We start from the raw sequence: 10,406 nt of genomic DNA on the forward strand, positions 1-10,406 counted from the left end.
CACCCGACGCGCAGACGGTGACCAGGACCCGCCTCTACGGCACCGCCATCGCCCGGGCCTGGGACCGGCTCCACCCCAGACTCACCCACCGCTCCTAATGGTTGACATGCCGCCGTCTGTGGCTGAAGAGCTGAAAAGGCATGTGAAGGATTTCCCGCCCGTGGCGGTCGAGCTTCCCTGGGGGCGGCCAGGAGAGGACAGGCCGACGGAAACGTTCTCGTTGCTGCTCACCACCCGATTTGGCAACGCCATCGCCGTCAATACATGGAACACCTATACGTGGAAGCCTGCTCCGGCCAAGGCTGAGGTCATCCCCCAGCGGCCTCAGGGGGCCAAGCCCTGGCAGTGGGCTGCAGCTCCAAAGGACGGTTTCCACGCGCTGCGGCACACCTATGCCTCGGTCATGTTGGAGGCAGGCGAGTCTGTCGTCACCCTGGCCCAGCGGTTGGGCACTCATCGCCGTCGATTACGCTTGGCTACTACGCGCACTTCATGCCGGATGCCGGGAATCGGGGCCGGGCTGTGATCGACGGCTTCCTCGGGGAGCGGGCCGTCGGCCAAAACTCCCCAGATTCTCCCCAGGGCTGATCGGGGTGATTCCTCAGGCTGTATGGCCCTGACACCGGTCCGTGGATCTCCAGGGAGCCGGTCCGTATAGCCTGGGGAAATGCTGACAGAAGTCACCGCGACCCGCTATGTCACGCCCCTGCGGGAGGGTGGATCGCTCCCCGGGATCGTCGAGGCCGACGATCTGGGCACGTACGTCATGAAATTCACCGGCGCCGGACAGGGCCGCAAGACACTGGTCGCGGAGGTCATCTGCGGACAGCTCGGCCGTAGGCTCGGCCTTCGCGTCCCCGACCTCGTACAGATCCAGCTCGACCCGGTCATCGGGCTCGCCGAGCCCGACCAGGAGGTGCAGGAGCTCCTGAAGGCCAGCGGCGGGCTCAATCTCGGGATGGACTTCCTGCCCGGCTCGATCGGCTTCGACTCGCTCGCCTACCAGGTGGACTCGCGGGAAGCCGGGCGTGTCGTCTGGTTCGATGCGCTGATCAACAACGTCGACCGGTCCTGGCGCAATCCGAACATGTTGATCTGGCACGGCGACCTGTGGCTCATCGACCACGGCGCCACCATGATCTGGCACCACAACTGGCCCGGCGCACAGGTCTCCGCCGCCAAGCCGTACAACGCCTCGGATCACGCGCTCGCCCCGTTCGCCCCCGATGTCGCGGCGGCCGCCGCCGAGCTTGCCCCGCTGGTCACCGAGGAGCTGCTCACCGAGGTCGCGGCCGATGTTCCCGACGAGTGGCTGGTGGACGAGCCCGGCTTCGACTCCACCGACGAGCTGCGCCGCGCCTATGTGGAGGCGCTGCTGCCGCGTGCCGCCACCATTCATGAGCGGATCACGATGGAGGGCCCCACCGAGCCCAAGCCGTCCCAGGCCCCCGGCTGGCTCACCGAACACCTCGCCCCCTGGCCGCACCCCACCAAGAAGAAGAACGACAAGGACGGCCAGCGGTGATCAAGCGCGATGTCTTCGAATACGCGCTGCTGCGCGTGGTGCCGCGGGTGCAGCGCGGCGAGTTCTTCAACGCGGGCGTGGTCGTCTACTGCCACGCGCAGGGTTTCGTCGCCGCCCGTACCCATCTCGACGAGACCAAGCTGAAGGCCCTCGACCCGACCGCCGACGTGGTCGGTGTACGGGCCGCCCTGCACGCCGTCGAGGGCGTGTGCCGCGGCGGTACGGACGCGGGCCAGGCGGCCCGCGACGACGCCGGCCGCCGCTTCCGCTGGCTGATCGCCCCGCGCTCCACCGTCGTCCAGCCGAGCCCCGTGCACAGCGGCCTCACGACCGACCCGGAGGCCGAGGTCGAGCGGCTGCTCGACCTGCTGGTGCGCTGATCCGCCGCCCCGCGGCGCCGCCCGCAGCCACTGCGGCAGCGGCGCCGCCGGGTGTGACATGCGCCCCTGCGGCCGTGGGCCGTTGACACCGAGTGCCAGGGCTTCTAGCGTCTCGTCTGCTGAAGGTACTAAGCGGTTGCTCAGTTATCGGGGAGGCTCCGCGCACGCGAAGGTTCCGTGCCGGGGGTGCCCCGACGTCCGCTGAGCCGCGATCCAAGGGCGAGGAGAACCAAGCATGTCCACCACCGAGCAGCGCGTCGCCATCGTGACCGGAGCGGCGCGGGGCATTGGCGCCGCCACCGCGGTACGCCTGGCGGCCGAGGGCCGCGCCGTCGCCGTACTCGACCTCGACGAGGCGGCCTGCAAGGACACCGTCGAGAAGATCACCGCCGCCGGGGGCACCGCCCTCGCCGTCGGCTGTGATGTGTCGGACAGCGCCCAGGTGGAAGCCGCGGTCGCGCGGGTCGCCGCCGAGCTCGGCGCCCCGACGATCCTCGTCAACAACGCGGGCGTGCTCCGCGACAACCTGCTCTTCAAGATGAGCGAGTCCGACTGGGACACCGTGATGAACGTGCACCTCAAGGGCGCGTTCCTGATGGCCAAGGCCGTCCAGAAGCACATGGTGGACGCCAAGTTCGGCCGTATCGTCTCGCTCTCCTCCTCCTCGGCGCTCGGCAACCGCGGCCAGGCCAACTACTCCGCCGTCAAGGCCGGTCTGCAGGGCTTCACCAAGACCCTCGCCAAGGAGCTCGGCAAGTTCGGCATCACGGCCAACGCCGTCGCACCCGGCTTCATCGTCACCGAGATGACAGCCCAGACCGCGGCCCGGGTCGGCATGGGCTTCGAGGAGTTCCAGGCCGCTGCCGCCACCCAGATCCCGGTGCAGCGCGTCGGCCGCCCCGAGGACATCGCCAACGCCATCGCCTTCTTCACGGGCGACGAGGCCGGCTTCGTCTCCGGCCAGGTCATGTACGTCGCCGGCGGACCGCTCAACTGACCCGAAGGGTTACGGACATCATGACTGTGCAGGACAGTGGAAAGGTCGCGCTCATCACGGGCGCGAGCCGGGGCATCGGCTATGGCATCGCCGAGGCGCTCGTGGCGCGCGGCGACCGGGTGTGCATCACCGGGCGCGGCGAGGACGCTCTCAAGGAGGCCGTCGAGCGGCTCGGCGCCGACCGCGTCATCGGCGTGGCGGGCAAGGCGCACGACGAGGCGCACCAGGTGGTGGCGGTCGAGCGCACCATGGAGGCGTTCGGCCGTGTCGACTTCCTGATCAACAACGCCGGTACGAATCCGGTCTTCGGCCCGATCGCGGAGCTCGACCTCAATGTCGCGCGCAAGGTCTTCGAGACGAATGTGATCTCGGCGCTCGGTTTCGCCCAGCAGACCTGGAAGGCATGGCAGAAGGAGAACGGCGGGGCGATCGTCAACATCGCCTCGGTCGCCGGTATCTCCGCCTCGCCCTTCATCGGCGCGTACGGCATGAGCAAGGCCGCCATGGTCAATCTGACCCTTCAGCTTGCGCACGAGTTCGCGCCGGTCGTCCGGGTCAACGCGATCGCCCCCGCGGTCGTGAAGACGAAGTTCGCCCAGGCGCTGTACGAGGGCCGCGAGGCGGAGGCCGCCGCGGCCTATCCGCTCGGCCGGCTGGGGGTTCCGGAGGACATCGGCGGCGCCGCCGCGTTCCTCACATCGAGCCAGAGCGACTGGATCACGGGACAGACCCTGGTGGTCGACGGCGGAATCTTCCTGAATGCGGGCGTGAGCTGAGAACGGCCTGAGCGGGTTTGGCCCTGATTGACTCAAGTGCCCCGTCGGGCCCGTGGATTGACCCGACGGGGCACTGCGGTATGGTCTGCCGACCCATGGCTGATCGAGGAGCGTTCACGTGTTCTACCGGGCCAGTCTGCAGGCCGCTGCAGTCCTTGCTTCCCTATCTCTGCTGGCAGGCTGCGGACTTCTTTCCGACAGCGGCTCGAAAACGGAGCAGAAGATAGTCGTCGGTACGACCAGCGAGCCCTCCACCCTCGATCCGGCGGCGGCGTGGGACAACTCCTGGGAACTGATGCGGAATGTCTTCCAGACCCTGGTGAGCTTCCCCACCGGCAGCACCAGCCCCGAGCCCGATGCAGCGGAATGGTGCAAGTTCACCGACACGACCAGCACGGCCTACCGGTGCAAACTCCGCAAGGGCCTGAAGTTCTCCAATGGCGACAAACTCGACGCCGAGGCCGTGAAGTACTCCATGGACCGGATCACGGCCATCAATGTCAAGGGCGGCCCTGTCGGCATGCTCGGCTCGCTCGACCGGATCGAGACCAGGGGCGACGACATCGTCGTCTTCCATCTCACCAAGCCGGACGCCACCTTCCCGTTCATCCTCGCCACGCCCGCGATGTCGCTCGTGGCGCCCAGCGACTATTCGAAGCACAAGGTCCGCACCGACGGAAAGGTCACCGGATCCGGCCCCTATCTCCTGGATTCGTACAAGCCGGGGAACCGTGCCGAACTGGTGAAGAATCCGGACTACAAGGGTTTCGCCAACCGTAAGAACGATGCTGTGACCATCCGGTACTTCAAGGAATCCGCCCCCGTGGTCGCGGCGCTGAAGAAGAACGAGATCGACGCGATCTACCGCGGACTCACTGCCGAGGAGGTCGTCAATCTGGAAGACAACAAGGACAAGAACAGCAATTTGCAGATTGTCGAGACGGTCGGCGCGGACATCCGCTTCCTGGTCTTCAACCCCGAGGATCCGGCCGCCGGGAATGTGGCCGTACGGCGGGCCATCGCCCAGCTCGTCGACCGTGACGCCCTGGTGGCCAAGGTCTACCAGGGGACGGCCGAGCCGCTGTACTCCATGGTCCCCAAGGGCATCGCCGGACACACCACCAGCTTCTTCGACACCTACGGCGACCCGGACAAGGACAAGGCGAAGCGGATCCTCGTCAAGGCGGGCATCACCGAGCCCGTCGCCATGACGTTCTGGTTCACGACCGACCGGTACGGCTCCTCCACGGCCCCCGAGTTCGACGAGCTGAAGCGACAGCTGGAGGCCTCCGGGCTGTTCAGGATCACGCTGAAGAGCAAGCCCTGGAAGGAGTTCCAGGAAGGCTTCACCAAGGGCCAGTACCCCGTCTTCGGCCGCGGCTGGTTCCCGGACTTCCCGGACCCGGACAACTTCATCGCCCCGTTCGTGGGCAAGGACAGCGTCACCGGGATGCCGTACATGAAGAGCGAGATCACCGAGCAGCTGCTGCCGCAGACCCGCAAGGAGAGCGACCGGGGCGCGGTCAGCAAGCAGTTCGAACGGGCCCAGCAGATCCTGGTCGACGACGTGCGGCTGCTGCCGCTGTGGCAGGGCAAGCTGTACGTCGCGGCGGGCGAGGACATCGGCGGCGGCGAGCGGGCCCTGGACCCGCAGACGGTCATGCAGATGTGGGAGCTGTACCGCAAGGCCAGCTGGTAGGCCCCGGAAGGGCTCGCAGGGTCCGTTGTCAGTGGCCCCCGGTAGGTTCTCGGTCGAAGAACTGATTACTTACCGGAGGTTGTTGACGTGACCGACACCGACCTGCTGCCCGAGTCCTGGCGCGGCGTCCTCGGCGAAGAGCTGCAGAAGCCCTACTTCAAGGAGCTCACCGAGTTCGTCGAGGAGGAGCGGGCCAAGGGGCCGGTCTATCCGCCGCGCGATCAGGTGTTCGCAGCCCTGGATGCCACGCCCTACGACAAGGTGAAGGTCCTTGTCCTCGGTCAGGACCCGTATCACGGGGAGGGGCAGGGGCACGGGCTGTGCTTCTCCGTGCGGCCGGGTGTGAAGACGCCGCCCTCCCTGCGGAACATCTACAAGGAGATGAAGGAGGAGCTCGGCCTGCCGGTCCCGGACAACGGGTATCTCATGCCGTGGGCCGAGCAGGGCGTGCTCCTGCTCAACGCAGTGCTGACGGTGCGCGCGGGCGAGGCGAATTCGCACAAGGGCAAGGGCTGGGAGAAGTTCACCGACGCGGTGATCCGCGCGGTCGCTTCGCGGCCCGATCCGGCGGTCTTCGTGCTCTGGGGCAACTACGCGCAGAAGAAGCTTCCGCTGATCGACGAGGAGCGCCATGTGGTGGTGAAGGGGGCGCACCCGTCACCGCTGTCCGCCAAGAAGTTCTTCGGCTCCCGTCCGTTCACCCAGATCAATGAGGCGGTGGCGGCGCAGGGGCACGAGGCCATCGACTGGCGCATCCCCGACCTGGGCTGACGCTGCGGTTTCGGCCCGGTCCTGCGGCCAGCGCCCGGCGGACAGGTCCGGGCCGGGGGCGCGCGCCCGGTGGACAGGTCCGGGACGCCCGCCCGAGCCTCAGCGGGAATGAGCGCGGCTGCGGCTAGCGTCGAACGGAAACGGGTGCACGTGGACAGGGAGGCCGCAGTGACGGAGCAGCGGGAGGCGGCGAAGGATGCCGTCATGACCAGGATCGGCCAGGCGATCATGCTGCTGCACGGCGGCGACCGGGAGGAGGCCCGCAACCGCTTCGGCGTGCTCTGGTCGGAGATCGGCGAGGACGGGGACGCCCTGCACCGGTGCACCCTCGCCCACTACATGGCCGACACGCAGGACGACCCCGGTGATGAGCTGGCCTGGGACCTGAGGGCATTGACCGCGGCCGGCAGCCTGACCGACGAGCGCGCGGCACAGCACTCGGATGCGCTCGCGGCGCGGGCGTTCTATCCCTCGCTCCACCTCAATCTCGCGGCGGACTATGTGAAGCTCCACCGCCCCGAGGCGGCCCGGATCCATCTGGATCGGGCGCGCGCCGCCTCAGGTGTGCTTGCGGACGACGGGGCGGACGACGGATACGGGGGAGGGGTGCGCGCGGCGATCGCGCGGCTGGAGCTGAGGCTGCGGGAGCTGTGAGGGGTGGCCCGTCCGCGGCGGACGGGCCACCCGCTCGTCTCTCTCCTGCAGGGCTCAGCGGCCGTAGGTTTTCTCGCAGATCCGGGACTCCGGGCTGCCCGCGGGCCAGTGCCCGTAACCCCGTCCCAGTGCGCAGACGTCCTTCCCGGTGACGGGGGCCGGCAGGGCCGGGACGGGCGCGGTCACGGCGGGCGGGGCCTGACGCGGCCGGGGCTGCGCCGCCCCGGGGTGCTCCCGTTGCTGCGGTGGGCGGGGTGCGGCGTGGCGGGTGTCCGGCGGTGCGCCGGGCGCCGGGGCGGATGCGGACGGATCGGGGGCCGGTACGACTCCCAGGCTGTCGTGGACCGGTGGCCGTACGATCTGTGGCGCCAGGTCCTGGGCGGGCCTGTTGGTCCCGGTCCGGGACGGAACGTCCGGCTGCGGCGCCACGGACACACAGCCGGACAGTGTCGCGGCCGCCACGCCGACCAGGAGCTTCACGGTGATTCTGGTTCGTTGCACCTGATCAACTCTGCTGTGTGTACCCGGCTTTGAGTGAGCCGGGGAGCCGGGATTGGCCCGCACGAGTGACGCCGGTCAGCGCAATGCCCCCTGCGATCCGAGCATCCCGCGCAGCAGTTCGGTGAAGCCGGTGCGCAGCTCCTCCTCGGTCGGTACGGAGCGGTGGTACGACCCCGCGGCACACGAGAACATCAATCCCTCGCACCAGGCCACCAGGGACAGGGTGTGCCGCTCGGGCTCGGCCGACCCGGCCGCCGTCATCAGCGCCATCAGCGGCTCACGGAACTGCCGGCCCGTCGCGTCGAAGAACTCACGCAGCTCCGGGCGGCGGGTGGCCTCAAGGGCGAGCTCGTAGCGGCAGATGAGCAGTTCGGGATGGCGGGTGAGATACCGGTGCAGGGCCAGCGCGAGACCGGCGATCAGCGCCTCCGGACCGATGTGCGGGCCGTTCTCCGCACCGTCGCCCGAACCGCCTTCCGGGCCGTCCGTCCTGCCGGCGCCCGGAACCGGAAGTTCACCGGGGGCGAGCACCCGCGCCTCGCGCTCCGCCAGCCGTCGCACCGTCACCTCCAGCAGGGACTGCCGGGTGCGTGCGTAATTGGACGTCGAACCCTGGGGGAGTCCGGCGCGCTCGTCCACCGCGCGGTGGGTCAGGCCGCGCATCCCGCGTTCGGCGAGGAGCGCGAGGGCGGCATCGGTAATGAGATCGGCCCGGGAGGTGCCGGTGGTGCGTGTGGCCATGGAGCCAACCTACCGTTCGTACTACAGCTGTAGTACGGTGAATCTGCCACTACAGATGTAGTTTCGAGGAGGAGTGATGGAGAACCCCCATGCCGTCGTCATCGGCAGCGGAATCGGCGGCCTCACCGCGGCGGTGGCCCTGCACGGGTGCGGTTGGCGGGTCACCGTTCTGGAGCGCGGGGCCTCCCTGGAACCCGTGGGCGCCGGTATCGCCCTGGCTCCCAACTCCCATCGCGCCCTGGACGTCATCGGCCTCGGCGACGAGATCAGGTCCCTCGCCGCCTGGCAGGGGGAGGGAGGTATGCGCAAGCCGAGCGGCCGCTGGCTCTCCCGTACGAACAGCGCTGCCGCGACCGAGCGGTTCGGCGGCCCCATCGTCCTGTTGCACCGGGCCACCTTCGTCGACCGCCTCGTGGCCCGGCTGCCCGACTCCACCGTCCGTACCGATGCCGCCGCGGAACTGCTGGACCCGGGAGCCGTGGATGGTGCGCGCGCCGTGGTCCGGACGGCGGCCGGGGACATCGAGGCCGACCTCGTCATCGGTGCCGACGGCATCAACTCGGGCGTACGCGGCGCACTCTTCCCGGCGCACCCCGGACCCTCGTACGCCGGATTCACCACCTGGCGCATCGTCGTCCCCACGCCCGAGCGGCCCTTCGCCCCGCACGAGACCTGGGGGCGCGGCGCACTCTGGGGCACCCAGCCCCTCAAGGACGGCCGGATCTACGCCTACGGGGCCGCCGTCGCCCCCGCCGGAGCCCGTGCCGCCGACGACGAGAAGGCGGAGCTGATGCGCCGGTTCGGCAACTGGCACGACCCGATCCCCTCGATCATCGCCGCCGCCGAGTCCGGACAGGTACTCCGCAACGACGTGTACCAGCTGACCGACCCCCTGCCGTCCTTCCACGGGGGCCGCACCGTCCTCGTCGGCGACTCCGCCCACGCCATGGCACCCAGCCTCGGCCAGGGCGGCAACCAGGCCGTCGAGGACGCGATCGTGCTCGCCCACCATGTGACGCCCGGCGGGGACCTCGGCGCGGGTCTGGCGGCGTACACGGCCGACCGGCTGCCCCGCACATCGGCCATCGTCCGCAAGGCCGCACAGGCCTCCCGGCTGATGCGCCTGACCAGTGCCCCGGCCGTTGCGCTGCGCGACGCCCTGATGTCCACCGTCTCGCGGCTCGGGCCCACTCTCGTCCTGCGCACCTTCGACGGCATCGCGGACTGGCAGCCACCGCAGCACACGTATGCTGCCCGGACGAAGGACGCGCACAGGTCACCGCGGTAGACATCGGCTCGAAGAGCTCGACGGGGCACCCTCACCCGGTGAACACCGCGCCGGCCGGCGCTGAACAGTGAGAGGGAGACCCCTGTGAAGGTCGGCTGTATCGGGCTCGGCGACATCGCGCAGAAGGCGTATCTGCCGGTTCTGACGACCCTGCCCGGGGTTGAACTGCATCTGCAGACCCGTACCCCCGCCACCCTGACCGCGGTCGCCGAGACCCACCGGATCCCGTCAGGGCAACGCCACACCGACCTCGAATCGCTGCTCGCCGAGGGCCTGGATGCCGCGTTCGTCCACGCCCCGACCGCCGTCCACCCAGAGATCGTGGGCCTGCTGCTGGACGCCGGCGTCGCCACGTACGTCGACAAGCCGCTGGCCTATGAACTCGCCGATTCCGAGAGGCTGGTGAGCCTTGCCGAAGAGCGCGGGGTGAGCCTCGCCGTCGGCTTCAACCGCAGGGTCGCGCCCGGCTACGCGCAGTGCGCCGAGCACCCGCGCGAGCTGATCCTCATGCAGAAGAACCGGGTGGGCCTGCCCGAGGACCCACGCACCATGGTGCTCGACGACTTCATCCATGTCGTCGACACCCTGCGCTTCCTGGCGCCGGGGCCGGTCGAGCACACCGTCGTACAGGCCAGGATCCGCGACGGTCTGATGCACCATGTCGTGCTGCAGCTGGCCGGTGACGGATTCACCGCAATCGGCGCGATGAACCGGCTCAGCGGGTCGACCGAGGAACGGCTGGAGGTCTCGGGCCAGGACTCCAAGCGCGAGGTCGTCAACCTTGCCGAGGTGATCGATCACAAGGGGCAGCCGAGCGTACGGCGGCGCGGCGACTGGGTGCCGGTGGCCCGCCAGCGCGGCATCGAGCAGAGCGTGCTGTCCTTCCTGGACGCCGTGCGGGCCGGAAAGGTGCTGAGCGCCGGGGACGCCCTGCAGACGCATGAGCTGTGCGAGCGCATCCTGCGCGACCTGGACTGCGCCTAGAAGGCCGATGAAGATCTTGGTTGTTGGAGGGGCGTCCCGGCAGGGGTGCCCCTTGTTGCTATGCGGTGTTGGGGACGATGGCCCAGGTGG

12 protein-coding genes are annotated in these 10,406 nt (G+C 69.1%); 10 read left to right on the top strand and 2 right to left on the bottom strand.

Going from position 1 to position 10,406, the window contains the following annotated elements:
* Positions 1-118: 118 nt before the first annotated feature.
* The 8 genes from ACGFU7_RS46660 (at position 119) to ACGFU7_RS46695 (ending at position 6,802) form a co-directional block, all read left to right on the top strand.
* The gene (locus ACGFU7_RS46660) at positions 119-526 is read left to right on the top strand and encodes a hypothetical protein (RefSeq protein ID WP_393704763.1); all 408 of its coding nucleotides are present in this window, start codon (positions 119-121) and stop codon (positions 524-526) included.
* A gap of 141 nt (positions 527-667) precedes the next feature.
* Positions 668-1,525 carry a HipA family kinase gene (locus ACGFU7_RS46665; RefSeq protein ID WP_393704765.1) on the top strand — a complete coding sequence of 286 codons (858 nt, stop codon included), beginning with the start codon at positions 668-670 and terminating at the stop codon, positions 1,523-1,525.
* A complete protein-coding gene (locus tag ACGFU7_RS46670; protein ID WP_393704766.1) occupies positions 1,522-1,905 on the top strand; it encodes a DUF3037 domain-containing protein in 384 nt (127 codons plus the stop codon). The genes ACGFU7_RS46665 and ACGFU7_RS46670 overlap by 4 nt, the downstream gene beginning before the upstream one ends.
* Before the next feature lie 235 nt (positions 1,906-2,140).
* Complete coding sequence (fabG, locus tag ACGFU7_RS46675; RefSeq protein WP_356329631.1) at positions 2,141-2,902, top strand: 3-oxoacyl-ACP reductase FabG; 762 nt, start codon at positions 2,141-2,143, stop codon at positions 2,900-2,902.
* Between the two features lie 20 nt (positions 2,903-2,922).
* Entirely contained in the window at positions 2,923-3,678 is a 756-nt protein-coding gene (locus ACGFU7_RS46680; RefSeq protein ID WP_393704768.1) for an SDR family oxidoreductase, read from the top strand.
* Between the two features lie 118 nt (positions 3,679-3,796).
* Positions 3,797-5,377 carry an ABC transporter substrate-binding protein gene (locus tag ACGFU7_RS46685; RefSeq protein WP_393704769.1) on the top strand — a complete coding sequence of 527 codons (1,581 nt, stop codon included), beginning with the start codon at positions 3,797-3,799 and terminating at the stop codon, positions 5,375-5,377.
* An 87-nt stretch (positions 5,378-5,464) separates the two neighbouring features.
* A complete protein-coding gene (locus ACGFU7_RS46690; protein WP_327276471.1) occupies positions 5,465-6,148 on the top strand; it encodes a uracil-DNA glycosylase in 684 nt (227 codons plus the stop codon).
* Between the two features lie 168 nt (positions 6,149-6,316).
* Positions 6,317-6,802, top strand: coding sequence for a hypothetical protein (locus tag ACGFU7_RS46695; RefSeq protein WP_393704771.1), 486 nt, complete (start codon positions 6,317-6,319; stop codon positions 6,800-6,802).
* 54 nt (positions 6,803-6,856) lie between these two features.
* Here the strand turns inward: ACGFU7_RS46695 and ACGFU7_RS46700 are convergent, their stop codons facing one another.
* Together ACGFU7_RS46700 and ACGFU7_RS46705 are read right to left on the bottom strand one after the other, a co-directional pair.
* Positions 6,857-7,303, bottom strand: coding sequence for a hypothetical protein (locus ACGFU7_RS46700; RefSeq protein ID WP_393704773.1), 447 nt, complete (start codon positions 7,301-7,303; stop codon positions 6,857-6,859).
* Positions 7,304-7,378: 75 nt separating this feature from the next.
* Positions 7,379-8,044, bottom strand: coding sequence for a TetR/AcrR family transcriptional regulator (locus ACGFU7_RS46705; RefSeq protein WP_393704774.1), 666 nt, complete (start codon positions 8,042-8,044; stop codon positions 7,379-7,381).
* A gap of 76 nt (positions 8,045-8,120) precedes the next feature.
* On the opposite strand from ACGFU7_RS46705, the gene ACGFU7_RS46710 reads away from it, so the two are divergent.
* Positions 8,121-9,332, top strand: coding sequence for an FAD-dependent monooxygenase (locus ACGFU7_RS46710; RefSeq protein ID WP_393704776.1), 1,212 nt, complete (start codon positions 8,121-8,123; stop codon positions 9,330-9,332).
* A gap of 84 nt (positions 9,333-9,416) precedes the next feature.
* Positions 9,417-10,316 (top strand): Gfo/Idh/MocA family protein, encoded by a 900-nt coding sequence (locus tag ACGFU7_RS46715; protein ID WP_393704777.1) that lies wholly within the window; start codon positions 9,417-9,419, stop codon positions 10,314-10,316.
* Positions 10,317-10,406: the final 90 nt, after the last annotated feature.

The sequence above is a fragment of the Streptomyces sp. NPDC048473 genome (assembly GCF_043200155.1).
Taxonomy (GTDB): domain Bacteria; phylum Actinomycetota; class Actinomycetes; order Streptomycetales; family Streptomycetaceae; genus Streptomyces.

Bases quoted from the DNA above. Each gene is read 5' to 3' on its own strand.
- ACGFU7_RS46705 (WP_393704774.1), bottom strand. From the start codon at position 8,044: ATGGCCACACGCACCACCGGCACCTCCCGGGCCGATCTCATTACCGAT.
- ACGFU7_RS46680 (WP_393704768.1), top strand. From the start codon at position 2,923: ATGACTGTGCAGGACAGTGGAAAGGTCGCGCTCATCACGGGCGCGAGC.
- ACGFU7_RS46710 (WP_393704776.1), top strand. From the start codon at position 8,121: ATGGAGAACCCCCATGCCGTCGTCATCGGCAGCGGAATCGGCGGCCTC.
- ACGFU7_RS46665 (WP_393704765.1), top strand. From the start codon at position 668: ATGCTGACAGAAGTCACCGCGACCCGCTATGTCACGCCCCTGCGGGAG.
- fabG (WP_356329631.1), top strand. From the start codon at position 2,141: ATGTCCACCACCGAGCAGCGCGTCGCCATCGTGACCGGAGCGGCGCGG.